Genomic DNA, 25,992 nt, shown 5'->3' with positions numbered 1-25,992 from the left:
ATCGTCGGTCGTTTGCACTACTATAATTTTAAAGAATTCTTTTCTCTTAAAGGTCTTAAATTATCGAGAGGTATTTGTTGCTTCAGGTTCCATACATAATCACCTGTGAGGTTAATGTGCTCCCATCCCAATGGGGATAAGTACTTTAAATATTCTTCTGGAATATCTATCCCTTTTGCTCGTAAGGCTTCTACTACTTGATCAATATACACCGTATTCCATAGAATGATTGCCGTGATGACTAGTTGAATGCCACTCGCTCGATGTGATTGATCTTCATAGGAGCGATCTCGTATTTCTCCTAATCGGTTAAAGGCAACTGCTCTTCTTAATGCATTTGCTGATTCCCCTTTATTCAGACCGATCTGGACTCGTTTACGGAATTCTGGATCTTGTATCCACGCTAAGATATGTAAACTATGTTCAATCCTTCCCACTTCACGTAAGGCAGTAGATAGTCCATTTTGCCGAGGGTAGGAACTCAATTTTTTTAGAATCAATGAGGCCGTCACTGTTCCACGAAATATAGAGCTTGTGAGATGTAAGACATGGTCCCAATTCTCCTTAATTAGTTTTGTTTTTATTGTTTGGTTGCTCATCAGAAAAGATAATTCAGAGTATTGGCTAGGCTTTTGAAAGGTATAGATCTTGTTTGTCCCCATACTTTTCACTCGAGGAGCGAATCGAAATCCCAATAACCGACACATGGCAAAAATATGATCCACAAATCCTGCTGTGTCTGTGTAATGCTCTTCAATCTTCAATTCAGTTTCATGATTTAATAATCCATCAATAATATGTGGGGCTTCTTTTTCAGCAGAGCTGATTACTTTGACGAAGAATGGACTATATTGATCAGAAACATGAGAATAGAATTTTACTCTGGGATCTGAGCCATAATTCGGATTAATTTGTGCTGATGGTCCAGCTTGGTATCCAGCCCGAAAATCCTGTCCGTCAGAAGAAGATGTTGTTCCATCTCCAAAATGAATAGAGAATGGGTGAGAATGATGGAAATCAACGATTTCAGCTTGGGCTTTGGAATAGGTTTCTTCACGTATGTACCAATCAGCCACCCAAGCAAGCTGTTCGTATGTAATACCAGGGCAGGCATCAGCCATTTTAGACAATCCTAAATTGATTCCGTCTGCTAAGATAGCAGCAAACAGGATGGATTTTTCCTTCGGTTCAGAATTTGAATGCAAATGGGTAAAATGTTTTGTAAAATGGGTCCATCCATCTACTTCTACAAGTAGATCGGTTAGCTTAACTCGAGGTAATAGGTCATTTACTTGGCGGATTAAGAGTTCTGCTTCTTCTGGAACGTTTTTTTTCGACTTAGAAATCCTAATATGTTGATCTTCAATGACTACATCAGGCAATTCCTTGTTCTGAATCAACTGAATGATCTTTTCTAATTCATTCTCTAATATTTCTTGACGTTCTTTAAGATAATGGTTTACATCTGTAGAGATCTTTAAAGGAATTTGATTAGATTGTTTCACTTCATTCCAAGTTTCAGGCGTTAGCAAATAATCCTCGAAGTCTTTATATTGTCGGCTTCCTACTACCCACATATCTCCCGATCGAAGGTGATTACGAAGTTGCGCCATGACACAGATTTCATAGTAATGGCGATCGATTCCATCCTCTTTAAACACGTGCTTCTGCCACTTCGGCTTCACAAAATGGATAGGTGCATCTTCTGGAACCTTCCTTTTACGAGTGTCATTTAAGTCCTTTAACAGGTGAAGGGCTTTTAACAGAGACTCACTTGGATGTGATGCCTTAAAAATATACGTATCTAGCAATCGAGGGGCGAACTTTCTCATGCTGTTATAGTGATCATCCAATAGCTCAAGAAAATCGAACTCCACAGGCCGCGCAATTTGACCAGCTTCTTCTACTGTTTGTACAAACTTATCCCAAGAAATAATAGATTGCAAGGTTTCAAATGGATCCTGTTTTGCTTTTTTGCTTCGATAAGCGCTCTTCCCAATTCAGCATATAGGCGAACTTTCTCATTAATGGACTTTCCATCTTTCTTAAATTCTTCATTGCCCTTATTTTCTCCACGATTAAACATTCTCCCGATTAACTTGTCATACAGATCTAGCCCATGGTCAATAAGAAAAGAATAGGTATGAATCAAAAAGGCCATAATCGTTGCGTGACGTTTCAATGGATTAAAGCGAGCTATATGTTGATTTGAGTAACGAGCTCCTTCCTAGCCATTTGCAATAGACGATTTTGATGAACATCTCTTCCATTGTTCAATGGTAATTGAAGTTCCTGAATAAAGTCGTGTCGATCCACGATTTCATGAAAGCTCTTGCTAGATATAGAGTTAGGTGGTTTACGTAACCAAGTGAGATAAGATTGTTTCGCCCCTTCACTCAAAACTAACAATTGATCCAGTCTTTCACATTGCTCTGTTGATAGCCCCATGGTCAATTGCTTATAGATATTTTTTTTTGCTCTCTCCCGAACGGACCAACCTATATGCTCAACAGCGTATATTGCAGGAAGAATGATTTTTCTATTTCTCATTTCTGTAATGAGTGATTCCACCAAAATAATCCCTTTATCCGTACTCATAGCCGTTGGTAAAAGCCAGTGAGAGAGTTCTCTGTACTCTGTGGAAGTGAAGGTCCGATACCCGAACTGATTTCTAATTTTCCGTAGATGTTCCCGTCTTGTTTCACCACCTCTGGAACTGGTGTAACGTTCTAATGCATCTGGAGATATCCCAATTTGCTTGGCAATATAACTAAGAACGGAGTCCGGTACTAATTCCCCAGCCGTCAATGGGCGACCTGGAAAACGAAGATAACAGATTTGAACCGCATATCCTAAACGGTTTGGAGCTCCACGTTGTTGGTGAATCAAAGATTTTTCTTCAGAGGTAATTGTATAATATCGAGCTAGCTCTCGTTGGTCCATATTTTCAGGGATTTCATATAACTGTTTACGGAGAGACGGTGTCAGTAATTTTCTCTTTTCCAATGAATAAATCCTCCTAGATTATCCTCTTTTTGTTATTAGTCCCAACTAATCAATTCCATTGCATTCGCTTTTTCTTCCTCACTGGGCTTGATATAACGTAAAGTCATATCAACATTCGGTGTTCCATCCGTTTTTAAATGACCAGCAATCTCTGCAACAGTAGATAAGGGAACACCCTCCTTTACTAAATTATGCAAGCAAGTATGTCTCAGAGCATGGCAAGTAAGATTGGGCATATTTAGTCGTCTTTCATACTTTTTAATAACATGCTGCATAGCTCTAGTGGTCACCTGCTCAGATCGTTGAGAGTCAAACAGATAAGGACCTTTTAAACTTCCCTTATACTCTTTTAAATACTGAAATAATATCTTCCTAATAGATTTGTTCAAATCTATTTTACGTTGCTTATTTTCTTTTCCGTATACGTAGATCCATCCTGAACGCTCATTAATTTGGATATCTGTTAATTTGATATGACATAATTCTTCAACACGTATCCCTGTAAAATACATCAAGGCTATCATGGCATATTCACGAATTACCTTTCGATACTGTTTCTGGTTACCCAAAAGGAGTCGAAGTTTCAGCAAACAATTGTCGTTCCTGCTGATCAGTGATCCATTTTGTTTTGAGCCGATCTTCAGGAATATATCCGATTTTTTCGGCTGGATTATCTGGGATCAATTTTTGTTCTAGTAACCAAGCTAAACATTGTTTTAAATGGCGAATCGTAAGGTTGATCGTTCCTACTTTGCAGTTCATTTCTTTCCCTGCCGTTTTCTTAAATAGATTAATATTCTTCTGAAAGACTTTTTGTAAAACAGAGATTTCATCATTCTTAAGAAGATGAGGTTCCTTTTTTCATCCAAGTAATGAATCGGTAAATCGATGATCGGTTCGTCTGAATGGTTGATTGACTTAATCCTTTTAGTTCTAAATGATCAAAATAATCTGCGAGGGTTATTTTATTTATCTTAATCACCTCCAATGTAGAACACGACGAATATTTTAATAGTTAATCCAACCCACTCACGGGGTAGGACATTTATATTATACTAAAACTCGTCATATTCTCATAGAGACTACGACGAGTTTATTAAGTGATTGAAAACATATTTTAAAGTAACTTTTTCTTAACGTGTAGGGAGTCGGTTGAATTGTGTCTAAAATGTGTCTAAACGTGTATTTTTCTCCGATTGATACCGTGACCCCATGTTAAAGAGACACAAAGCTACAGTCAATGTCTATGTTGATGGTTTGGCTGCAAGTATAGCCAGCGTTATTGCTATGGCTGGTGATACGATTCACATGCCTAAAAACACCATGTTGATGATTCATAATGCTTGGACATTCGCATATGGAAACGCTACTGAACTAAGAAAAGCAGCTGATGATCTTGAAAGAGTGAATAATTCCAGCATCCAAAGCTACTTACAAAAGACTGGCGACAAATTAACAGAAGAAAAACTCAAAGAAATGCTAGATGCCGAGACTTGGTTAAGCGCTGATGAAGCCTATGAATATGGTCTTTGTGATGTAGTCCTTGAAGCCAATGAAATGGTCGCATCTGTAGGTGATGAGTGGAAAGAACGTTATAAAAACGTCCCAAAACAGCTAATAAAAGAGCCAAAAACAGTTGATATGACTCAAAGGAATAAGATCGCTGAGCAATCTAAGGCGAATTTAGAATACATTAATGATATTTTAGGAGGAATTTAATTTATGAAAACTTTATATGGGGTACCAGGGAGATACGTGTAAAAATAGGACATAGACTGGTGAATTTAACCAAACTAATTGTAAACACATTATATATTTATAATAAAGATCGATCATTTGTAATAAAGTTTGATCGTTTATATAAAAGTTTATCCGTTTTGAAAAAAGACGAACCGTTTTAAACATAATTTTCCAATTTAAATGCTAATAGAAAAGGATTTAAAAGATTTTTGATCAAACTTTATTCCATTATCAAGACCTAAATTAAAAAACCGAGTGACCACTATCCTTCATTTTTTAAAGGAGTGGAAACTCGGATTTCATGGAAAGTAACACTATCTATGCTTGAATTTTAGAAACAAGCGATCAACCTGCATATATAATAGAGAAAACAAAATTCCTACAAGAACTACAGATATAGAAGAACTACTTTTTAGAAAATTCAAAAAGTCTTCTGGCTTGAAAACAGCCGCTAATAGATAAGGTAATACTGCCCCACCAAGAGCATGCAGGATAAGCATTGTACTATTTTTTTTATATTTGACTCTTTTGTCTACGAATATTTCTGAAATAGTAGACCACAAAGGTGCATAAAACAAAAGAATTGGAATTGCAAACAAAGCGATATAAAATAAAGCATCTAAAATATCAATCCCCATTAGTAAACTATTTAGAAGAAATATTGAAGAACAGAATATTAATACTATTATTCCTACAAAAAATTTTCTAGTTAAAATATTTGTTATAGTCATCTTCTTTCCCTCTTTTAAAAGAATGGATCATTATATATTTCGACTTCTTTTCTAGAGACAGGGAATAAAAACCTAAATCCTTCATGAGAATGTCGATGTAGTATATAATAATCATCTCCTGGATAATTGTGAAGATACATTTCATGTGAAGGAGCTCTGTCATGAACAACTTTATGATAGCCTGACCCATTTACATTTACTCTTGAATAATATTCCACATTAATATCTGGTGAAAGAGGAACAAGAGGATTATTAGAAGCAATCTCTACTCTATGATACCAGTTACTAGATGTAGTATTTTTGTAAGTTAGTTGAATATCAGAAATTGGAGCTGTATCTCTATCATTTACTCTTCCAAACATATCATATCCTATTGTCTCACCAATTTCTCTTCGTTGTTTAATATACTTTTTCCCACTAAGGGTACTTGTTAACCACACACTGGAACGAACTCTAAATTTTCCATCTTGATCCCATACCGAAAACCCTCTACCGTCTCCGTGAAATTTAAAGTTACCTGTGGTACAAGCAACTACCAAGGGTGCGCAATTAGGGTTAACTGCATCATTTAGTGGTATAAAGGCATTATAAGTAAGTAGAAACCCATATCCAGGTGGTGCATTCGAAGGTGAAGCCACCTTAGATATGTCAGACCCCTTATCTATATCTTGAAAAGCACTTGTTGTCTTAACAATAGCAGTTATTTCCTTAGGTTCATAATATATGTCTTCCATTTCTTGTTCTGTAAGTGTTTCATTATTTTCCTTCATTTCTTTTTTTATTTCTTCGATGCGATGTTCTGGAAGTTTTTTCTTTGCAAAGACGGTATAGTTATAGATTGTATCTGGTTTAACATTCTCATCTACAAATTGATTACCTTCAACTTCTCCAATCTTTTCATCATTCTTGTATATAGTAAATATATTATCTTCATCAGGTATATTATTCCATGTTAGACTTACCCAAGACAAAACTCCAATTAAAATTAATGCAACAAATAGGCTCTTCGCCATTTAGAATGATCATATAGTATTTTCAAAGGCGGACAAGGGAATGAGTTCAATTGCTTGCTCAGTATTCTCCACCTGTTACAAGTTGAAAAACCAGCTCTGTAAAGAAGAATACACCTTTTTATTAATTGAGTTGATTTCAGATGTTTAGATTTAAGCACTTACTTTACACTGTAAGTAGCGAAGAAGCAACAAATATTGTTATAAAAGCAATCAAAAATCCACCTAAAACCTTTTTCATATCCATCTACCCTTCTATATATCTCTTCAACCGTTTATTCAATTCAAGCTTTATAGCAAATTTCCAAAATCGCATGGTCCCATGATACCCATGTGCCCTATAAGGATATTCTACAAACCAATCATCAACCTGTACAGGTTCTTCAACCTCAATTTTGAGGTCCTTCATCTTAACCTTGATCTCCCTTAGTTCCGTTCGAAGCACAGGGATCAAATAAGCGTATTTCTCAAATTTCTTATGTTCCAAGATTCCCACCATATTAACCGTATAGATGTACTCGTAGATCAAATGTTTCTCTTCTTTCGGGATGGGTGCGTTCAATGAAATCCCTCGTTTCCTTGACCTAAATTGATTATAGTGTACAATGGAATCCTTGAGAATATTATATTGTAATGTATGACTAAGTCCCTTTCGGGGCTTATTTTTTGTTCTTTTATTGTAACTACTCAAATTAATTATGGTGTTAAGATACAGTTTACTTTAAAAGTATTTGGAGTTGAACTTATGAAAAACCATTTACTTACCATAACTATATTAATATTACTTACCAGTTGCGCTGGAGTTGGTGATTATGAAATTTCATTAGGAGGAAACTTTGAATTAGTTAGAGCGAATAATAAACATGTTATGGTTACCTATAATTCAGATTTATCACCGATAATAATTCCTGCAAAGGTTGTAGAAATAAATTATAATAATGACTATATAATTGCTAAACAACTAGGTATGAAAGCTGATGAAGAAGATCCTGATTTTGAGATTTTGGATGAAACTGACGTGAATTACTGGATTGTTGAAAAGAATGCAATCACAGCTATAGGTCCGTTAAATGAAGAAGATTATAAATTGAAACTAGAAAAACTGAACATTGATTTAGAATTAAAACCTGCTAAATCATTCAGATAGGTCCCTTTCGGGGCTTATTTTTTTGCATACAAAAACCCACTCAAGCGAGTGGGTCTTTAATCCATTTTTATTTCTTTAATCCAAAAAGCGACCACTTAGGACCATCGTAATCAGCCTGAGAAATAAATCCTCCAGCGTTACCAACTCTAAATAAAGTAACGTCATTATTCCCCCCAGAACCTTTATCACTCCAAATCCAATCGTTCTGAGTAGGCATTGAAGTAGTTAACAAATCCATATTTACGCACATAGTTTCTGAAAGTGCAGGTTTACTGTAATTACCTGTTGCTATATCCCCTAATGAACCATAACCCGAAGGACAATTAACTCCCCAAATTGATCCGTCGTGAGTACCTCCAGATCCTTTATCATTCCACATAAAGAAATAATCACTCGGTGCTTTTAATAGCGGTTCTTGCCCTTCAAGCTGATGAGCTTTTAATAGATAAACGAACTCACTGTTACTTGGAGGTCCATAACTACCTTTAGCTAATTGTGTTGCACGTACATACCCAGGAGGAATTACATCATCACCAGCTCTCCATATGCTCACATCATTATCTGAACCAGAGCCTGAATCATTGTATACTTCATGCTTTGGAACTACCGGCATATAGTATAGTTGTTGTGTTTCTGTCGGATAGATATACCCGAGGATACGACCTTGATCATAGCCCGCTGGTGACTCAGCCTCAACTTGAGTCCTTTTGTCATTTCGATTTTGGTCATATTTCAGGTAGAGCGGAATAGTTCCAGGTTCTTGATTAACATAGATATAACCTAAAGTTTCTTTTGCAGGCAATGGATAAGTAGTAGTTATTGTATCTTCAGGTCTCTCTAAACTTGGGCCAATATATAACGGAACTGTTGGTTTTGAACTATCTGGCTCTGCTAAAATATAGCCGATCTTCTCCCTAACATCATACCCATTCTCAAGTGTACTACCTACTTGTGTACGTGTGTCTTGCTTACTAAGTGAATAGGTCATCCATAGTTCTGCTTTGTTAACATTGGCTTTTGTCGAAGTAGGTAAAACTAAGATTGAAACGAGAATAAGAGCAGCAAGTGAAAAAGTAATCATTGCTTTTAATTTCATATAAATAATCCCTCCATTTTCAAAATAATCAATTTCTTTGTACTAATTCTCTTAAATATACAAAAAAACCTTTTTTTCTATTAAAATTAAATAATTATTTTTCCAATCGGCTTAATAAAGATTTAACACTACTACACTGTATGACTTTGATCCGACTATCTATATTAATTTTGTACTGATGATTGGCCACAATCCAGATACGCGGAAATCTCGCTTTATCTTTATTCTGAAAATGTAATTCTCTCCATTGTCCACTTTCATAGTATTTTTGATATCTTTTCATTTTTTCATCCATCACCTTTGTAGAGTAATGGCTCTTTTGGATCTCCACGAAAAAAGCTGTTTGTCTCCAAATCATGCAAGCGTCAGGGCGTACGATGTCCATATAACTAGGCTCCACATGATAAAATCGCAATCCTTTCGCTCGCTTTAGATCAATATAAAAATCTGCAATTGCTAAAAAGTGATCTATTTTTTGGCCATTCTTTTTGATCCTGCTGGACTTAGGAAAATAGACAAATCGCCGTCTATCAGTATTACAATCTATATAATCCCGATCCCTCAAACGTTTAACAACAAATGATGCATTCGTATAACTGTTCTTGGTGTGACTAAAATGTATCCTGCCGATCTGCTCAGCAGTCAAACATCTAAATCTTTCGAGATCATCTAAGATATTAAGATCACGCTTCCTCATCTTTCCATCCTCCAAGCAGTTCGTCTTGTTGGTCAATCTGTAGGATTTCTTCAGACACTTCTTTCGCTTCAGCTGGTGCTACCAAATAAGGTTCTAATAACTTCTTACATTCATCCAATGATAAAAACGGTGCTTGTAGTTCATCTATTCGACCATTATTATTCATATAAAACCGTCCAGGAGTTTCAATATTTTCGGCTCCAGGAGTGTTTATGATTCTGGATTCGATTTTATCCCTAACTTTAAAACCCATACTTACAGTTAAATTTGATCTTATTGTAGTATCCAAAACTTCTTTAACTGGTCTCTGCATACTAAGGACCACATAAATATTTGACGCTCTACCTAAAGCAGTTAGATCAATCAACGCTGCCATGATCTCTTTTTCTTTGCGTAGCATCACAAATTCATCAATACAAACCACCATATAAGGCTTCTTGTGTTCCTTTGGTAGATCATCAATATGTGCGACTCCAAATGTTTCAATTAATTCGTATCGTGCGTTCATTTCGTCTTGGATATATTCCAACATTGCCTTAATTTCATGTACTCTTGTCACTGATGCTTTAACATGCTTCACATTCCTAAAAACATGAAATTCAGCTTTCTTACAGTCGCCAAGATATAATTCTAATTCTGTAGGATCAAAGTTTAATATGAGGGTTGTAAGTAGCTGGCGAAGTTGAGTCGATTTTCCTGACCCTGTTTCCCCAGCAATTAGTAAGTGAGGTTTTGTAGACATATCATATATGATGTTTTTTCCTAGACGATCCGCGCCACAGTAGATGGGCATTTTATATTCATGGATTTCACCTTTAATACTACAAAAGTTGTATTTAATTTCATTGGTCATTTTATGCTTATAAACGGTTAGTACATATTTTTTTAAGTCACCTTTTAACTCAAGCGATCTACAAAACACCTGTTTAAAAACGTATTCCTTTTTATCAATCTCTTTGGGATCGTAGCCATTGGGCAATGTAAAAGTATATCTGGTCCGATCATCAAACAAAGTCACCTCATGTATCTTGGGCATCCGTTTAATTTCTTTACCACCAGAATTCTTCTTACTAATGTAGATTCCTCCCACATTAAACGCATATTCTAGCTCTCTTTTAGCCTTAAACTTTTGTAGTAAGGTTTTTATACTCATGATGTTAAAACACTCCTACAAGCCAAATATGAAGCGTACAACCATGTACAAAAATGTACCAGGTAAAGAGATATTTAGAATCGTGCTGGCGAACTCAGCTAAATAAGCGTGCTTTCCGCCATACAAATACTTTTCTAATCTAGCTCCTAAGATACAAATTGCACCAGAACCGATCAGCAGGGCATAACCACCTGCCATCATCGGCGACATGTTAAAAAACGATTCAACCGTAATCCCCACAAAGCTGTAAGTCATGCTGTTTTCCTCCCTGAAATATAAAGTTTTTTCTAAAGATAAATCTAAAGAACACACATCTAAAGAAAACAAGCTTTTAAGACTTCCAGATTAATAATCAAAGATTTTGTTTAGAGAGAAGGAGATGGAGTAAAATGCAGGTGAGATAGTAAAGGGTACGCGGGGGTGTTTGTCCGTTATGACTCAAATCTAAAGATTTCTAATTTTATCTAGCCTATAAATAATGAGTTTTTCATTCGTAAAACCTATAACCCAAAAGCATATAAGTACTATTTAACAATTACACTATAATATCATATGATATTATAGTGTCGTATTTTGTAGAAAAATATATCTTGAAAATAAAATATTACTATAATAAGATAAAACTTGTTATAAAATAAAAAAATGGAAGAGGCAAAAAAAATGAAAAAAACAGTTTCTTTTATACTAATATTTACCATTCTACTGTTAGGACTATTACCCCAAAATCAAAGTGTATCTGCATCAAAAAATTTAAGTAAAGAAGAAATTGATATTGAACTTCAACTTTATTTAGAAGCAGAAGGAATAGATTATAAACACACCACAGGAGAACAAATTTTTTCCAAAACTGAAGATGGTATCAAGTATGAAGTGACTTATTATATAGCTGATGGCACTTTTGAATCTAAAGCGTATGACGTGACAACAGGAAAAGAGTTAGATATTGAAGAGCTTGAAAGAAAACAAACCATAGAAGGAAAAATGTTTGATAAAAACACCGGTTCAATTAAAGCTCCAATTGGTCCACAAGCTGTTCCAATTATTTTGGTTCCAATAGCAACATGGGTATTAGAACACTTAATTGCTATGGCGATTGCAGCCACTCTTGTTAGTGTTATAATGGTTGCAAAAGATGAAGTAAAAGCAGAACTTGAGAAAAGATTGAAAAAGAAAAATCCTACTATTATCTATAGGGGTGGATCATCTACTGGTACAAACTTAACTCCTAGAGAAAAAGATACCGGTGGATTGTCTTATTATAGAAAAATGCCTACAGGTAAATTTACCGCTACAACTAAAGAAGCTGTTGATAAAACAAAAGTACTAAAAGCGGTTATCGATGGAACAAATCACGTTTCAGTTAAACCTACTAATTCTGCTGATATGAAAGGATGGATTGCTTCTAGGTCTAACGCTAACTCAAAGCCGCATAAATTCACAAAGATTCTTCAGGCAATATCTGTCGCTTCAAAAAACTGAGGTGAATAATTATGACAAAATTTCTAAATCTTGAAGATGAAGAAATTACTTATTATGTTTACAATTTAAATTCTCAATTACCCAAGGAAACCCAAGAAGAAGCAATGGAAATTCTTTCTCAACTTAATAATGAAAAAGTACATTTGATAATACCTAAATACGGAAAAAATTGTTGGGAAAATGGAGTTAAAATTTTATCCAGGATGGGCTACCCAAGAAACAAAAAAGCACTACCTAAATTAGCGGAGTTATTACAGGACCGGAACTGGCCCGGATCTTTAGATGCGATTGAAGTTTTCAGAGATATCGGAAAAGAAACTAGCACTCCATATATTGAAAGAGAATGCGAAAAAGCTCTGGAATGTCATGATTATGATTGGCTTGAACATTTGGAGTTCGCATGCGACAGTTTGGAAATAAATGAAAATGATTTCCATAATAAAAAAAGCTACATTTCTATGAAAAAACTAGCACAGAATTAGAAAATATTTCACATATTAGAAGAATACCAATTGCAAAGCCACACCATTAGCCATGAGCTTATATGTGTGGCTTAACTATATTCATGTATTTTCTAAAGAACACCCATCTAAAGATTACAAGTTTTCAAGATTGGAAAATAAGTAATTATCAATTTATCAATATTAATGTGTATTAATAAGTGTTACAGCATGATGAATAGAACGGTACTGACCTTCATATTTTTGTGCAAATTCGAAAATTCCAGAACCATTATTAACTCGCATTTGACTGGATATGCCTCCATCTAGCCAGATTCCTTCATTACATCCCAAATTAATCATAGTATTTCTGAGATTATATAGTGAAGTATCATATTTAGATACCATTAGATAGAGATAGGATTTACCATTTTCATATTTCAAACCAATACCAGTTCTAGTTGCTCCTGTATATCTTGGATGATGATATCTCGAGTCCCATCCTTCTGCATTGAACCCAGCATCAAAAACAGATTGTGGATTTTTTAAGTATAAATTCCCTCCACCAAGCATATTTCGATAATCTAAGTTGGCACCTAAGTCAGCTTTAACTTCACTTGTATTTCTATAACTCTTAATAACTGCTTTTGTACCCTCAATTGGATCCTTAAAAGTAACAAGGGTTCCACGATAATTATTACCAGTATTTCTTTCATTTAGCGTATATGGTTTTCCAACCTGACTTTTCTCCCAAAAAATGTTTGATGCAGAAGATTTGTATCCATTTTCTTCCTCAGGAAAATTAAAAAGTCCTCCGTTTATACCGAAGTATCTTGTATTAATAAGTGGTGTATCAATCTTTAGAGCTTTGATATTACTTGCATGTGTCTTAATAACACGAAAATCATTTGTTTCGATGTACTCATAACTATTTGCCTTATGCACTGTTTTTGCTGCTTGTACGGTCTCTACATTTCCTCCAACTATTGATGCTGCAAACACTGTTGCACTCACCAATGCAAGTTGCGTGACTTTTTTAACTTTTTTTAACATTGAATTTTCCTCCACTGATGTTTATTTTTTGCTTTTTGATTATATAATAAAAAAAAACAAAAAAAAAGAGGAAATTTCCAAAGAAATTTTTCCCCTTTTTTCATAACAATTGCAAAGGAGTGCTTATAGGCTCATGTCTAATGGCACTCCTTGTCTATATGTATAACCTATTACTATTCGCATTTTTCATACATTATTCGTGCTTGTCTTATTATCTCTTAACCTATTTGTATGATCCCATTTAAGGGATTATTCCCATATACGAGATAAAACATCTAAACGGTTTAAAAAATGTATTTCTCGTCAACAATGAAGCTATAAATATCAATATGGGAGAGAGAACAATGGTACTAAGTTTTAAAAGGCAGCGGTCTAAATTCGGAAAGTTTCTTGATAAAAATTCAATCCAACAACAGGAGATCAGTAAGATTAGCGGAGTGAGTCGGAGTGTTGTAAGTCGCCTATCCATTGAAAAGGACTATAATCCAACGGTTAGAAACGCTAATAAGATAATAAAGTCACTTAGAAAAGAAGGCTACAACGTTGATTTAGACGATTTCTGGACGTAAGAACCCCGATCCAAAAAGACCGGGGTTTTGCTTATGATGGCTTGCAAGCTCCTATAACAGTTGAGACTCCAGCAATATCTAAAATAGCATTTTGAATATCTTTAGATAAATTGTATTTTTTGCTTGCTCTACTAAAACCTTTTTTTAATGCAGCAGTCTTGCTATAACCTCTTTTTTTGTAATAAATGGCATAGTCCATAGCTTTGTCGACGAAGTTATAAACTCCTCCAGCGGCTTTAAGCGCCTTCTTTAATTTAAAAACTTTTGATAATGGAAACCCGAAAGAACCTACAACAGCTAAAAAAGCTCCTCCGCAAGCCCAATAATTAACACCATTGAGGCTCACACCTTTATTATTAACTCCTTCAACTAAACCGTTAGACTGATTATCATCTACAAGTTCAATAACATCTCCATTAGCAGTGAAATCAAGACCTGTATATTCTTCAAAATATTCAACCGTTTTATTAATATCTTGATTCTCTAATTCATCAGGGATATTCTCAATAGCTTCTAATATTTTAAGAGAATCATCATGAATAAACTCCTCAGAATTCTCTGGTAGCTGAGACTCAGGTGTAGATGCATGTGTTGTGTTAATTCCTAAACTACCTACAATTAGTGTGACCGTTAATAAAGAAAGAATGAATTTTGAAATTTTTTTCTTCAATTTAATACCTCCAATGTTATAATTATATTAATTGACCGACCGATTAGAATAATAACATATATATACCAAAAATGTAAACTATTAATATAATTAACCGTAAAAGGTGGATATTCAATACTATGAATTTAATTGAAAATAAATATCATGTCATATCAACGTTTATCATCTTATTAATTCTTGTCTTTGTTGAATTGCCTATATTTTTATATGTATTGATTTATACATATTTTGGTTCATTAATTATCCTTAGAATATTTATTTTTTTTAAAAAAAGAAAATCAACGCAGAACAAATAAAAAACCCTCAAACGAGGGTCTTTATTTCATTTCAAATGTGACTTGTTGAGGATCTGCAATCACTTCATCCGTATCGTCGTCAAATACGTCGTTTGTGATGATCTTAATTGAGTCTATTTCCTCGGCGGTTGAACTCTCAAAAATCAAGCTAATTCCGCCTTCTTTATAGGATTTTCCGGAGAACTCTCTTCCTGCATTCTTCGCAAAGAAATCATTTGTAGCAGATTCAATATGCTCGCCAGTTGACAAGACGATCGCATCTATAGGATAACCAACACTTACGTTTCGATCTTCTGTATTCTCTACCTTATACGTGATCTGAGCATATTCAAATTCTTCTCTATACCCAGAGGTGAAGTTACTAAAAAAATCTATAGTGCGCTCGTCCATGTCATATTTTTTAAAGATTTTAATTTGATCTACCGTTAATTCGAGCGGTCCCATGTCTACCGTTTGATCTACGTCTTTGATTGCCATTAATTCAGTTGTCGAGTCCTTGTCCTCGTAAACTTGGCCAACTTCTGTTAGGATCCGCGGGTTACCTTCTTTTGGTTCTTCTTCCTTCTTCACATTGTCGCTTGTTTTATCCTCCACACACCCAACGAGACTAATAGAAAATAAGAGCATCAATGTAAGTATATAAAACTTTCTCATAGCAAAAACCTCCACTTATGTAATCTGCCTACATTATACAATAGGAAGTTTACATGTGTGGAAGTTTTTAGCTTTTTTGTTACTAGGTCTTGTAGTTGCTACGAATTTGTGGTCATGAATAAGCTTATCTAAAAAGAAATTTTACCACTTATAACAGATACTAATAGAATAACTAAAATAAATATCGGCATTCCTTTTTGTTCTTTTTCTTTATAATCGCTATAAATAGGAATAGTGGACAAGATAAGAACCATCCCTTGAACCCATAAATACCAATTTAGGTCCATCATTTTAATTAAAAAAGGTGAAATTGAATAAAAAACTAATAACATAATGATACCTGTTTCTTTTTTTGTAAAAAACATATGGTGTCTCCTTCTCTTTATTACAACAATTATTTTATAACTTCCCAACTCTTCGTAGTCTTAGATGCTCTATGAGAGCAAACAGTATTTGTTCCTCCAAGATATCAAAGTTTTCATCAAATTTAACCCTATATCCATCATAGACAAAGGCATCTAACAGATAAGGAACTCGTGGTGTCGCATAACCACGTTTATGCTCATTGACATGCTCCCAACAATAATCAAAGAAATCCTTGGAGTGCTTTCTATGCTCGATACACTCTTTCAATCGATTTTTCTTAATCTCGATGTATCCCTCAAAGATATTTTTCTTGACGATCTCCCACCACATTTCAGCTCTTGCATTTTCTTTTACATCATTTATTGTTTTAAAATTATCAGGCATTCTCGACTCGATAAACTCTTGGAGATCACTCTCCCTAACAAACCAGCCTTCTTTCTTCGAGCGGATCTCACCTTTGATTTTTCCCTGCCTTAGCCACCTACGAACTGATTCCTTATTCGTCGTGATCTTCAACTCTTGGAGACGCTCAAAGACTTCATCAATGTTCATGGTATCACCTCATTACATCATTTGTTGTATTAACGATAAAAGCAAACCCTCCTAAGAGGGCTTTTTCTGATACACGTTCCATTCCCACGTTTTCGCATCAAACAGTTTTTTCTCAAACGCCAATCCACGCTTTGTGGCTTCGTTGATCACTTCATTGGCATCTGATTCATCATGTGTGACATACTCACCATAACTTAGGACTTCGTTGATCTTTTGGTCAAGATTCATTCGATCACCTCAACGCTTTTCAAACACTTGACTAAAAAGAATCCAGAGAAACCTTCAAGAAATACAACATTCTCTTTGCTGGATGACAAAAACTCATTAGTTCTACAAGTCCATTCCTTGCCGTTGTAGTGCTCTGCTTCGATGCAATCAACCATTACAACTTTATCACCCTTCTTTAACATGTCTCCCATTCCTTTCACAAGAGTTATTTAAAAGTTAATATCATTTGCATAATCTTTAACAACTTTTGACTCGTCTTGTGTAGATTCCTGCTGGATTTCTTTTTTTGTTGGTCCTTTGTTATTTCCAATATGATCCCTAAGTAATTTCTTAACAAGATAACTTTTAGGAATCTTATTTTCTTCAAAGTAATCAATTATGTCTTTGTCTTCAGTTTCGTTTAATTTGATATTGAGCTGTTTCAAAGCTTAATCACCCCATACGTATAATAGCCGTATGCATTGGCCATTTGCGACTTTTCAAGTCGTCTAGCATTTGTACCTTCTAATTTTATTTTAAGTTGATCTCTAAGAGCTTCAACGCCACCACCAGTAAACAAAACAAGATCGTATTGATTCAAGTTGAATCCTTTAACACCAACTTTAGAAAGAATTTCATCGGCAGTTAAACTATATGCTTTGTTCTTCATTTCTTTGATGTCATATTCGACTCCACCAGCCATGATCATATCCTTATATCTCATGGTTTGATCTAGTTGTAATCCATCTGGAAGTCCGTTGATTCTAGGAAATTCATTTTTAATGATAGTTGAAAAGAACTTAGTTGCGTTTATCATCCCAACGTCAATTCCTTCTGATTCAGATGGTTGCATAGAATCAACTTCTACAACGTCAGTCGTACCAAAACCAATATCAATTACTAAGATTTTCGCTTTTAGTAAGTGTTCTCTTCCTTTTCGTACAGTCCCATCAAAATTAAAAATGTAGTACATCAATGATCCTAACGGTTGTAGCATGACATGGACACGATCAATGTTAAACTTTTTACGCTCTCCGTCTACAAATACTGTATGATTACCCTTTAAGTTATTTATCACGTCATCATGTAGATATTTCTTTTTGTAATGGTCAGCAGGAAGTCCAGTTACAATGCTAACTTTTTGACCGTCTGATATTTGAGTTGCTACAGCTGCTAATGTTTCATGTTTATACTTCTTATCTTTATAACGTTCTTCTGACCGATCTGTAGAGCTAACACCTTTCGGGTCACCTACAATAAAACGAGAACCATCAATCTCAAATACCGTTTGTTTCTCTTTATCTTCACCTAAAAGATGACCTTCTTCTTCAGCAATTAGCTCTTTTCTTGTGTTCAAATAGTAATCTTCGTTATCTCCAGGCGCTTTTAATTTCACAAAGCTGTTTGCTGCTTCAACTCCAATGATCATTAATATTCCTCCCTTTATACCTAAATATACACTTTTCTACCTAAAGGTAGACAATTCTATACTTTTATATATCTATGAGTATACAATACTACGAATCATTGGGTATATCAAGATATATTTTTCTACATTTTTCTATCTAAAGGTAGAAAGTTATATACTACCTCCCAAACAACTTCCCCCAAAACCCTTTCTTCGGTTCTTCGGCGGCTGCTATTTGTTTTCGAGTCTCCATATTATCCCTCATAGACTGTACTAACATCTGATCATGTTTGTTCAATCGTTCGTCTATGTAGTTTTGTTGATTTTTGATCATTTCACCTTGCTCTTGAATCATTTCAACTAACCTTTTATTCACTTCTTCTTGTTTTCTGAAATGCTCAAGCAATTCTTTATTGATTTCTCCTTGATCGGCTAGAGAGCGTTCTTGTGTTAGCGAATCTAAAGAGAGAGCGACACCCGTTCCCTTTGCGAGCGACTCTTCATTAACCCTTGCCATGACTAGTTCTGTTGCGCTCTCTAGGGATACACTTTTCACTTTTACTAACTCTTTGAATTTTCGTAGCACAATAATATCTCGCTCTAAATACGAGCGGTAACCTTTGTCGTTCTTAATGAACGGGTAACCGCCTTTCTCTAGAGCAACAGACCATTTTCTAAGAGTGCTTTCACCTATATCTAAAGTGCTTGCTACTTCTTTTGTTGTATATGCTAAATCCATACGCTCTACCTCCGTTCTAAAGGATATATAGATACATATACTCTATGGGCGCATTAATACCTTTATCCATGATCTACAAGGTTATTATTCTTTTTCTTTGCATAGTAATCTTTTAACTTTGTTTCAAGTTGTGCTTTCTCACGCTCAAAATTAGCGTTTACAGGCTTTTTATCGTCAGTAGGTGTTTTACTACTCTTGTCCTCATTCTCCATCCATTTAGGCAATTTCTCGCGTCTCACAGCAGGCTTGTCAACAGGGTTATTTTGTTCAGCTTTGTCATCTGTACGTAGTTCGTTGTCGAGATAAGTATTTAGCATAGCCTCATAGCTCTTTTTAGGTTTAACACCTATACACTTGCTCAATGCCCGTTTAAACTGCTCGTCAGTAATAAAATCTTTTCTTTGCTCATAGACTTTAACAATCGTTTCTAAAAATCTAGGAGTAATTCTATCTATCGACTTTTCTATCAAGCTATGGATCTCTTTCGATTCTTTCAACTTGTCCATGATAGATAGATTATTACTTTTATTTAAATCTTTATTTAAACTTTTATTTAGGGACTCTCGCTCTTTTACTGGCTCAACGGATTCAGGCTCTGCACTAGGTACCGTTTGGTAACCGATACTAGGTACCGTTTGGTAACTAGTACTAGGCACCATTTGGTCACTAGTTACCGTTTGGTACCTAGTTGCTTTTTGCTCTTTTCCCCTTGTCATTAAAGGATTCTTTACGCTCATTCATGTCCGTTATTTTTGATGTTGGATCAATTGAAACATCCCATGGCATGTGATTATCAATGATGTTTAAACGATACAAAAATTGATTCGCTTTTAATTTCTTTTTCAGCTGCGCTTCAATTCTTGTTCTTGATTCTTGGGGTAGATCACCAACTAATTTCTTCTCTAGAAATTTTTTCTCTTCTGTTAATCTACTCATTGCGTTGGTGATGACCTGACGCTTTTGTATGTTTAGTAAAACTTGTATATCTGATACAGAGCATACAAAGGAGTATTCGCTTTTTTGCCATCCAAAAGTGGATCTCATTATGTAGTTCATGATTTGCATTTCAACCTTTGTTAGATCGCACTCATGAGAAAACGTGTACTCTAAATATTCATTTGGAATTTGCGTGTAATTTGGACTTTCAAAACCTTTAAACATCAAAAAGACCTCCTAATTTTTATTAGAAGGCCTGTCCGCTCATATCCATTCTATAAATCTATACGAAAAGAACTATGCAAAGAATCGGCAAAAAGGTACAAATGTTTCCTCTTGCAGAATCGCACGTTTTGGGTTAAGATTTATATATCATATGAATGGGCGTAATCCAAACTTTGGTCGGGGCGGATTAGGCCTTCTATTTTTTTATGTAAACTTTTATTTATATATCGGTTTTCATATCTCTTTGTTTATATTTCTTAAAATCAATCATAACTCTAACAAACATAATTTTCAAATAAATTTTAAAGCGCTTGCTGATCGCAGGCGTTTTTTTATTTTCGAAAATGTTAAAAAGATTACACAATTGGGTTATTATATGTTTTTTACTTTTAATAAAAAATATTGACATTATACGTCTAATGTCACACAATGGTAAAGCGCGCGCAAATATTAACATTTTTTTAGAAATATAGTTACATATACTGCTAAGAAGAGGTGTGATAACAGTGAAAAATATTACGAGGATATTCTTCCCTATTTTAACAATTGCGATTGCTTTTGGAATACTAGTTTCTCCAAGTAACGCAAGTGCCGAAAAGTTAATTGTAGATAAACCGAATAATGGCGCAACGACAAATATGATAGGTCATCAAATTGGCTATAAAAAGTCTAATGTTAAAACAACTTACAGTTGGTCATCATATAAACGGGTTTCAGATAATCTAAAAACATCAAGTAAAGGCGGATCTTTAACTGCTAATAAGTCTGTATCATTTAGCACGCAATTAAGTGGAGCATGGAGATTTTTGAATCTCTCATTAGGAGGTTCTGTAAGTAGCTCCAAAGGGTATACATTGAATGTCGGCCCAAATAAAAGAGTTTACATGGGTTATAGAGTAAGATATAAGACCGAGACGGGATATAGAATTACTTATGACAAGATGACGGGTAGACAATATTCTAAGAAAAAGTACACATTTAAAAAACCTCTACATGGTGAATATGCTTTAAGAAATTATAAATAAATAAAAAAAGGTTAGCTTTTATAATGAGCTAACTTTTTTTATTTATTAAAAGAAATCCTATTTTAGAAAGCAAATATAAAGAAAAAATAATAGTCGCAGTTCTCGCAATAACATACCCGTCAATAGCTAATTCATATCCTGGGAAGATCAGCGCTTCAGGAATAAATGAATAATATAGTGATACCAATAAGGGAATAATAATTAAAGAATACGCTAAAAAATCCTTTTTATTTTCCATTTAAACATTCCTTCTGTATTTAATATGGTTTGAAGTCTTTCACTATGTTATCTAATTTGGATTAAATGCACAACAAAAAGATTTAACTAACGTTTGGGGCGTTTTTTGTGGGCCGAGAGTTTTCCGCCTCCCGACCCTAACAATTTTTCGAACTATCTTAAAGGAGAGGATTCCAAAGAACCCTCGTGAGATTATATTACAAAAGTTTATTCGGATGTTGTCGAAATATGTAGAAAAAGTAAAATAAATTTGATTAACTCAACTTTATTGTGTTGGTGTGATAAAGTGGTGAAGATACACCCATAAGACATAGATGACTAACGAATCATATAACAAACGCAATCCCGAACATTGAACATCCATCTCTCGCGCCCTTCTGGGCGTTTTTCACTCCTCAAAAATTAAAAATCTAATAAGTATCTAACTAAAACATAGATAGGACAGAAAAAGAAGTAAATAGAAACTATTTTTAACGAATTAAACCTCCAACCTTTTCCTTCTGTTGATAATATCCAAAAATGTATACCGCCCAATATTGCGAATATATAAATTAAATTCATTGAATAAATTAAGGATAATATGAGAAATAGGAAACTTGAATATTTTGTTATTTTTAATATTCTGTTTTTAGTTATTTTCACGTTTAATAACCTCACGATCACTAATTATTCTTCAATTTTATATAATATCACACTTTTTTGAAATATTAAATTTTTATTTAAATATTGATATAAAATAAAAATACTAGTATAGTAGGTAACTGTTGTAAAAAACATTAAAATATTGGAGGATTAATATGAAAAAATTGTTTATTGCACTATTAATTTCTGTAACAACGCTTGCTTTCACGATAACACCTGCAAATGCCAATACTACTGTTAATTCACAAAATTCAACTAAAGTAGAAGGTGAAAATTTACATATTGTTGAGTATGATGGGGAAACATATACTGTTGAAGTAAATGAAATGGACGGGATTCGTACTGTTACTATAAACGAAGAAGTTGTGAGTTATAACACCGCCACTGGAGAAATGGTAGTAAATGGAGAAGTTATGGAAGAGGGTAAACCTTCTTTTCATACACAAAACCTTTTACCTGGTGTATCTTCACGTCCTGGTGGAATTTCAACTCAAGCGGTTGTTCCTATTGACGGAGCAGATACGTCTGCATGGAAGTTGGAAGTTAACCAAACTGGAAGCTTAAATGGATTTGCTGCTACAGCTGGAACAATTGTAGCAATATTGGTTTCAAGAAACCCAAAGGCAGGTAAGGCAACAACAGCTATGTGGGCTTTTGGAACAGCTCTTGTAGGTTCAACTATGATAGATTCTATGAACGTTTATTTTAGAATCAAAATATATTCTAATACAAGTAATGGTCTTAAATTCAAATATTACATGTATTTCTATAAGAATAGTAATTACACAGGGTATAAAGGTAGTAAATCGTTCTCATATACAGCTCACTAATATAGATTAATAAGCGCCCTTCGGGGCGTTTTTCTATGCAAAAAAATAAGATACTGACATTTTGTCAGCACCTATTAGTCTTCTCAAGAGTCTGATTCCTGAAATTTCAGTCACATTTCCGAATTTCACAATAAAAAAGGGAGTGAGAAAAGAGTAAGAATTAGACTAATTACAAAAGAAAGGTACCAGTTTTTTTTATTATTTGTATTTAGTATTAAATTCATAAATGAACTTAATAAAAAATATATGAGAAAAACAACTAAAAATACAACCAATTCAATCAACAAAATCTCTCCTTTTTAATTAACAAAACTCATGTAATTTAATCCATTTGACACCCTTCGACAAATATTCTGAAAATTATTATAGACTTACAAATTGTAACTATGGTAAAATTATCAGTATGTCTAGGTCAACGAATTTAACTCAATTAGTTACAAACGTTATACCGTCCTTTTATAACAAATTTGTATGAAATTATTTTTCAGGTCATTCTCTCTATTTTTATTTTTCAGATTCTTTTGGACGGGTCAGTATTCCCTTGACCCATTTTTTGAAATAATATTATGTTGAATAAGAACTAGTGTTCGTGTAAAATTAGTCATTATCACGAACGTTCGATTTGTGAATCAGAACATCTTCAATTCCATATATGCGGTTAAAACCTTTATCTATAGCGATTTCATTTAATGAATCAATAAGAATATCTATTTTTTGAACGTCTAGCATCTGCGCTTCGTTTTTAGCGATACGATGAATAGTATGTGGATTGATCTTGGAGACTTTAGATAAACGATAAACAGTAATTTCTAATTCGTTTAGTGTTTTTTCTAATGTAAATTCAATCATTATTTGTAACTCCTTAACATCGTTATAGAATAATTGTACAATATTTATCAATAAATTAGTTATATTTTTTAAAAATGTATGTTATTATAATGTCAATGATAAGCATTATAACGGTTGTATTGGGGGTTCGATGTGAAAACTTTAAAAGATTTAAAGGAAACAAGAGTATTGGACAACCGAAAAGACACAGAGCTAAATTGATTGGTGTTTCATCACCTACGATTAAAAGAATCACAGATTGGATAGATGGAACAACAACTCAACAACCTAAGTATGAATACATACTATCGTTAACCAGGCTCCTTTCGCAACGGAAAGATGATAGAGACCTTATTAATATCACTAAGTATCTTTGCGAACATACATCACAGACAGCAACCCCCAGAAATTTAAAAATACTAATGGTAGTCTCTTTTGAACAGGAAATGTTTGAGGAATTAGAAATTTTGACCGAATTAGGATTAAGCGTTACTTGGAACAGCAAACACAAAATCAAACAATATAGCCACTTTTATAAGTTGCTTCTTCAAACGAAAAATGACAGCAGAGATTTCAAAGATATTAAAAGAGAAGCTGTTGAGGCGAAAGCTAATTATTCCAACAAAGAAGTTAAGTTTCTTTTTGAATATGTTGAATTATTAATGACATATAACATTTCTGCGAGAGAAAGAAGTATACTGAATTATCCAGAATTCAAAATATCCTTGAATAAACTTATGGAAAAAACAAGCTATATAAATTGCGTGTTTATGCAAGATATCTATGTAGTACGAGTAAAGGACTTACTTTTGAAGGTAGAATTAAAACTTAATAATTTAAAAGAGTTAAGAAGTATGGCTCTGCCATTAATTGATGATTTAACTATTGGTCAACGAATTAGATCTTCTATAATATTCACCTATGGTTCATCCTACTTTTTCGAGTGTTATAATACCTTTAAGAAATATATAGAATTAGCTTCAGGGACATATAAGAAATTAGATAGACAACACGATTATAAAATGGTTCAAGAACATCTTTCTATGTGTAGGGTTTTTCACAAAAAAGACTTCGATAAAATTGAACATATTACTGAAATCGGTAAAGCTTTTCTGTATTATCAACAAGGTAACTTGGAGTTATCTAAGAAAACCTTAGATACAATTAATTGTCCTGATCGAGAAATACCTTTTTCAAAATACTTAGAAGGACTTTTAGAAAAGGATTACGCCACTAAGATAGGTAAGTTTAATAATTCGATTAGTCTTTTTGAAGGAAGACATGATTACTTTCAAAAAAAATTCCCTGAATTAGCAATAAACACTTTAGGAAAAAGGGGTGCTGTAGCAAGATGAAAAAAATTATAGTTACATTAAGTATATTTACGTTGTTATTAATATCAGTTAATGCGCAGGATCTTAAGGAAAAACCAAAAATCGAAAACGGAATTCATCTTTTTAGTTCAGAACCGGATGCTGGATAAACATAAATAACCAATGGGTAGTACTCTCACATGAGGGTGCTACCCATTGGTCGTTTATAGGGGGTTAACAAAACCGCCAGCGCTTTGCGATAATATTAATTAAAGAAATTAATTCCAATTATTAATATAACGAGGTGGTCACATGGGAGAAGTTAGCGAGTTAATCAAATATTCAAGTCATGCTATGAAAATAGATAAGCATATTGGGGGTCAAGATATTAAACTGGATGATCTTCTGGAGGATATGGAGTCTAAAGGTTATGATGTTACAAAAGTGCTAGACGCATTAAATGAAGGCATAGAAAAAGAGCAAGCGTAAAAACTTGCTCTTGACTTTACTTTATTAGCACGTCAATCATTTCAGCGATTTTCTGCGCTTGTTCTGGAGTTAGTTCTTTACCTTTATAGGTAATCTTCTTCTCTTTAAGAACTGAGTCAAGTTCTTCATTCGGTATATATGGGTTAGGATCATCCCTCATCATCGTGAGATAGTCCGTAGTTGTATTTAAGGCTACTGCTAACTTCGTAAGCACATGAAGGGATGGTTTCCGTTTCCCAACCTCAAAGGCACTTATAGAACTTTTGTGTACACCAACCTTATCAGCTAGCTGTGTAGAGCTGTATTTATTCTTCTCCCTAAGTGCTTTTAGGCGCTCTTTGCTAAAATCCCTTTCATTGCTCATAGCAATATCCCCCGTTCATGTTCTGCTTAAGGCTATTATATGCGAGAAAGTCTACTATTTGCAAACTTTTTTTGAATTTGTTCCTTTTTT

General features: G+C 34.2%; 32 protein-coding genes and 1 pseudogene. 9 read left to right on the top strand and 24 right to left on the bottom strand.

Annotated features, from left to right (window positions below):
* Positions 1 to 20: 20 nt before the first annotated feature.
* The 3 genes and pseudogenes from LC087_RS18930 to LC087_RS18920 form a co-directional block, all read right to left on the bottom strand.
* Positions 21 to 3,006: pseudogene (locus LC087_RS18930) on the bottom strand (Tn3 family transposase).
* A 35-nt stretch (positions 3,007 to 3,041) separates the two neighbouring features.
* A complete protein-coding gene (locus tag LC087_RS18925; RefSeq protein WP_306020966.1) occupies positions 3,042 to 3,596 on the bottom strand; it encodes a tyrosine-type recombinase/integrase in 555 nt (184 codons plus the stop codon).
* The gene (locus LC087_RS18920; RefSeq protein WP_306020964.1) at positions 3,568 to 3,768 is read right to left on the bottom strand and encodes a hypothetical protein; all 201 of its coding nucleotides are present in this window, start codon (positions 3,766 to 3,768) and stop codon (positions 3,568 to 3,570) included. Before LC087_RS18920 ends, LC087_RS18925 begins: the two co-directional genes overlap by 29 nt.
* 450 nt (positions 3,769 to 4,218) lie before the next feature.
* Here LC087_RS18920 and LC087_RS18915 point away from each other — a divergent pair, with 450 nt between their 5' ends.
* Positions 4,219 to 4,725 (top strand): head maturation protease, ClpP-related, encoded by a 507-nt coding sequence (locus LC087_RS18915; RefSeq protein WP_371932724.1) that lies wholly within the window; start codon positions 4,219 to 4,221, stop codon positions 4,723 to 4,725.
* 335 nt (positions 4,726 to 5,060) lie between these two features.
* Here LC087_RS18915 and LC087_RS18910 read toward each other — a convergent pair whose 3' ends face one another.
* The 3 genes from LC087_RS18910 to LC087_RS18900 form a co-directional block, all read right to left on the bottom strand.
* Positions 5,061 to 5,477: a hypothetical protein gene (locus tag LC087_RS18910; RefSeq protein WP_226540764.1), complete on the bottom strand. Its 417-nt coding sequence runs from the start codon at positions 5,475 to 5,477 to the stop codon at positions 5,061 to 5,063.
* A 14-nt stretch (positions 5,478 to 5,491) separates the two neighbouring features.
* Positions 5,492 to 6,448 (bottom strand): fibronectin type III domain-containing protein, encoded by a 957-nt coding sequence (locus LC087_RS18905; RefSeq protein WP_306020961.1) that lies wholly within the window; start codon positions 6,446 to 6,448, stop codon positions 5,492 to 5,494.
* Between the two features lie 286 nt (positions 6,449 to 6,734).
* Positions 6,735 to 7,049 carry a YhjD family protein gene (locus LC087_RS18900; protein WP_226540760.1) on the bottom strand — a complete coding sequence of 105 codons (315 nt, stop codon included), beginning with the start codon at positions 7,047 to 7,049 and terminating at the stop codon, positions 6,735 to 6,737.
* A 183-nt stretch (positions 7,050 to 7,232) separates the two neighbouring features.
* On the opposite strand from LC087_RS18900, the gene LC087_RS18895 reads away from it, so the two are divergent.
* Positions 7,233 to 7,634, top strand: a complete 402-nt coding sequence (locus LC087_RS18895; protein WP_226540758.1) for a DUF3997 domain-containing protein — start codon at positions 7,233 to 7,235, stop codon at positions 7,632 to 7,634.
* 67 nt (positions 7,635 to 7,701) lie between these two features.
* Here the strand turns inward: LC087_RS18895 and LC087_RS18890 are convergent, their stop codons facing one another.
* The 4 genes from LC087_RS18890 to LC087_RS18875 all read right to left on the bottom strand — a co-directional run bounded on the left by LC087_RS18890 (position 7,702) and on the right by LC087_RS18875 (position 10,907).
* Positions 7,702 to 8,730: a Vps62-related protein gene (locus tag LC087_RS18890; protein WP_226540756.1), complete on the bottom strand. Its 1,029-nt coding sequence runs from the start codon at positions 8,728 to 8,730 to the stop codon at positions 7,702 to 7,704.
* Between the two features lie 94 nt (positions 8,731 to 8,824).
* Positions 8,825 to 9,427: a replication-relaxation family protein gene (locus tag LC087_RS18885; RefSeq protein WP_226540755.1), complete on the bottom strand. Its 603-nt coding sequence runs from the start codon at positions 9,425 to 9,427 to the stop codon at positions 8,825 to 8,827.
* The gene (locus LC087_RS18880; protein ID WP_226540753.1) at positions 9,414 to 10,580 is read right to left on the bottom strand and encodes an FtsK/SpoIIIE domain-containing protein; all 1,167 of its coding nucleotides are present in this window, start codon (positions 10,578 to 10,580) and stop codon (positions 9,414 to 9,416) included. Before LC087_RS18880 ends, LC087_RS18885 begins: the two co-directional genes overlap by 14 nt.
* 15 nt (positions 10,581 to 10,595) lie before the next feature.
* Positions 10,596 to 10,907 carry a hypothetical protein gene (locus tag LC087_RS18875; RefSeq protein WP_306020960.1) on the bottom strand — a complete coding sequence of 104 codons (312 nt, stop codon included), beginning with the start codon at positions 10,905 to 10,907 and terminating at the stop codon, positions 10,596 to 10,598.
* A 333-nt stretch (positions 10,908 to 11,240) separates the two neighbouring features.
* Between LC087_RS18875 and LC087_RS18870 the strand changes: the two genes are divergently transcribed.
* A complete protein-coding gene (locus LC087_RS18870; RefSeq protein WP_226540746.1) occupies positions 11,241 to 12,059 on the top strand; it encodes a hypothetical protein in 819 nt (272 codons plus the stop codon).
* An 11-nt stretch (positions 12,060 to 12,070) separates the two neighbouring features.
* Entirely contained in the window at positions 12,071 to 12,541 is a 471-nt protein-coding gene (locus LC087_RS18865) for a hypothetical protein (RefSeq protein WP_226540744.1), read from the top strand.
* A gap of 162 nt (positions 12,542 to 12,703) precedes the next feature.
* Here the strand turns inward: LC087_RS18865 and LC087_RS18860 are convergent, their stop codons facing one another.
* The gene (locus LC087_RS18860) at positions 12,704 to 13,552 is read right to left on the bottom strand and encodes a phosphodiester glycosidase family protein (RefSeq protein WP_226540742.1); all 849 of its coding nucleotides are present in this window, start codon (positions 13,550 to 13,552) and stop codon (positions 12,704 to 12,706) included.
* A 344-nt stretch (positions 13,553 to 13,896) separates the two neighbouring features.
* Here LC087_RS18860 and LC087_RS18855 point away from each other — a divergent pair, with 344 nt between their 5' ends.
* On the top strand, positions 13,897 to 14,121 hold the full coding sequence (locus tag LC087_RS18855; protein ID WP_226540740.1) for a helix-turn-helix domain-containing protein: 225 nt from the start codon (positions 13,897 to 13,899) through the stop codon (positions 14,119 to 14,121).
* A gap of 31 nt (positions 14,122 to 14,152) precedes the next feature.
* Here the strand turns inward: LC087_RS18855 and LC087_RS18850 are convergent, their stop codons facing one another.
* From LC087_RS18850 to LC087_RS18805, 10 genes are all read right to left on the bottom strand, one after another.
* On the bottom strand, positions 14,153 to 14,791 hold the full coding sequence (locus LC087_RS18850) for a hypothetical protein (protein WP_226540738.1): 639 nt from the start codon (positions 14,789 to 14,791) through the stop codon (positions 14,153 to 14,155).
* Between the two features lie 317 nt (positions 14,792 to 15,108).
* The gene (locus tag LC087_RS18845; RefSeq protein WP_226540737.1) at positions 15,109 to 15,741 is read right to left on the bottom strand and encodes a hypothetical protein; all 633 of its coding nucleotides are present in this window, start codon (positions 15,739 to 15,741) and stop codon (positions 15,109 to 15,111) included.
* A gap of 128 nt (positions 15,742 to 15,869) precedes the next feature.
* A complete protein-coding gene (locus LC087_RS18840; protein ID WP_226540735.1) occupies positions 15,870 to 16,106 on the bottom strand; it encodes a hypothetical protein in 237 nt (78 codons plus the stop codon).
* Positions 16,107 to 16,140: 34 nt separating this feature from the next.
* Positions 16,141 to 16,659, bottom strand: a complete 519-nt coding sequence (locus LC087_RS18835) for a helix-turn-helix domain-containing protein (RefSeq protein ID WP_226540733.1) — start codon at positions 16,657 to 16,659, stop codon at positions 16,141 to 16,143.
* A gap of 51 nt (positions 16,660 to 16,710) precedes the next feature.
* Positions 16,711 to 16,887: a hypothetical protein gene (locus tag LC087_RS18830; RefSeq protein WP_226540732.1), complete on the bottom strand. Its 177-nt coding sequence runs from the start codon at positions 16,885 to 16,887 to the stop codon at positions 16,711 to 16,713.
* 209 nt (positions 16,888 to 17,096) lie between these two features.
* Positions 17,097 to 17,312: a hypothetical protein gene (locus LC087_RS18825; RefSeq protein WP_226540731.1), complete on the bottom strand. Its 216-nt coding sequence runs from the start codon at positions 17,310 to 17,312 to the stop codon at positions 17,097 to 17,099.
* Positions 17,309 to 18,295: a ParM/StbA family protein gene (locus tag LC087_RS18820; RefSeq protein WP_226540730.1), complete on the bottom strand. Its 987-nt coding sequence runs from the start codon at positions 18,293 to 18,295 to the stop codon at positions 17,309 to 17,311. Before LC087_RS18820 ends, LC087_RS18825 begins: the two co-directional genes overlap by 4 nt.
* A 157-nt stretch (positions 18,296 to 18,452) precedes the next feature.
* The gene (locus tag LC087_RS18815) at positions 18,453 to 19,013 is read right to left on the bottom strand and encodes a MerR family transcriptional regulator (protein ID WP_226540729.1); all 561 of its coding nucleotides are present in this window, start codon (positions 19,011 to 19,013) and stop codon (positions 18,453 to 18,455) included.
* A 62-nt stretch (positions 19,014 to 19,075) separates the two neighbouring features.
* Positions 19,076 to 19,729, bottom strand: coding sequence for a hypothetical protein (locus tag LC087_RS18810; protein ID WP_306020959.1), 654 nt, complete (start codon positions 19,727 to 19,729; stop codon positions 19,076 to 19,078).
* Positions 19,698 to 20,174 carry a replication protein gene (locus LC087_RS18805; RefSeq protein WP_306020958.1) on the bottom strand — a complete coding sequence of 159 codons (477 nt, stop codon included), beginning with the start codon at positions 20,172 to 20,174 and terminating at the stop codon, positions 19,698 to 19,700. The genes LC087_RS18810 and LC087_RS18805 overlap by 32 nt, the downstream gene beginning before the upstream one ends.
* 497 nt (positions 20,175 to 20,671) lie before the next feature.
* On the opposite strand from LC087_RS18805, the gene LC087_RS18800 reads away from it, so the two are divergent.
* Positions 20,672 to 21,199: a hypothetical protein gene (locus tag LC087_RS18800; protein WP_226540727.1), complete on the top strand. Its 528-nt coding sequence runs from the start codon at positions 20,672 to 20,674 to the stop codon at positions 21,197 to 21,199.
* Positions 21,200 to 21,227: 28 nt separating this feature from the next.
* Here the strand turns inward: LC087_RS18800 and LC087_RS18795 are convergent, their stop codons facing one another.
* Entirely contained in the window at positions 21,228 to 21,437 is a 210-nt protein-coding gene (locus tag LC087_RS18795) for a hypothetical protein (protein WP_226540726.1), read from the bottom strand.
* A 796-nt stretch (positions 21,438 to 22,233) separates the two neighbouring features.
* Between LC087_RS18795 and LC087_RS18790 the strand changes: the two genes are divergently transcribed.
* Positions 22,234 to 22,908 carry a hypothetical protein gene (locus LC087_RS18790; protein ID WP_226540719.1) on the top strand — a complete coding sequence of 225 codons (675 nt, stop codon included), beginning with the start codon at positions 22,234 to 22,236 and terminating at the stop codon, positions 22,906 to 22,908.
* 597 nt (positions 22,909 to 23,505) lie between these two features.
* On the opposite strand, the gene LC087_RS18785 is transcribed toward LC087_RS18790, so the two are convergent.
* Positions 23,506 to 23,757, bottom strand: a complete 252-nt coding sequence (locus LC087_RS18785) for a hypothetical protein (RefSeq protein ID WP_226540717.1) — start codon at positions 23,755 to 23,757, stop codon at positions 23,506 to 23,508.
* Positions 23,758 to 23,846: 89 nt separating this feature from the next.
* Between LC087_RS18785 and LC087_RS18780 the strand changes: the two genes are divergently transcribed.
* Together LC087_RS18780 and LC087_RS18775 are read left to right on the top strand one after the other, a co-directional pair.
* Positions 23,847 to 25,091 (top strand): AimR family lysis-lysogeny pheromone receptor, encoded by a 1,245-nt coding sequence (locus LC087_RS18780; protein WP_226540715.1) that lies wholly within the window; start codon positions 23,847 to 23,849, stop codon positions 25,089 to 25,091.
* 270 nt (positions 25,092 to 25,361) lie between these two features.
* Positions 25,362 to 25,538 (top strand): hypothetical protein, encoded by a 177-nt coding sequence (locus LC087_RS18775; protein WP_226540713.1) that lies wholly within the window; start codon positions 25,362 to 25,364, stop codon positions 25,536 to 25,538.
* Between the two features lie 16 nt (positions 25,539 to 25,554).
* On the opposite strand, the gene LC087_RS18770 is transcribed toward LC087_RS18775, so the two are convergent.
* On the bottom strand, positions 25,555 to 25,902 hold the full coding sequence (locus LC087_RS18770) for a helix-turn-helix domain-containing protein (RefSeq protein ID WP_226540711.1): 348 nt from the start codon (positions 25,900 to 25,902) through the stop codon (positions 25,555 to 25,557).
* Positions 25,903 to 25,992 lie beyond the last annotated feature (90 nt).

Origin of the sequence: Bacillus carboniphilus, from assembly GCF_020524035.2 — a bacterium.
In the GTDB taxonomy this organism is placed as follows: Bacteria; Bacillota; Bacilli; order Bacillales; family JAIVKR01; genus Bacillus_CC.
Note: the sequence above shows the minus strand (reverse complement) of the source record. Positions and strands in the feature narration are given on the sequence as shown.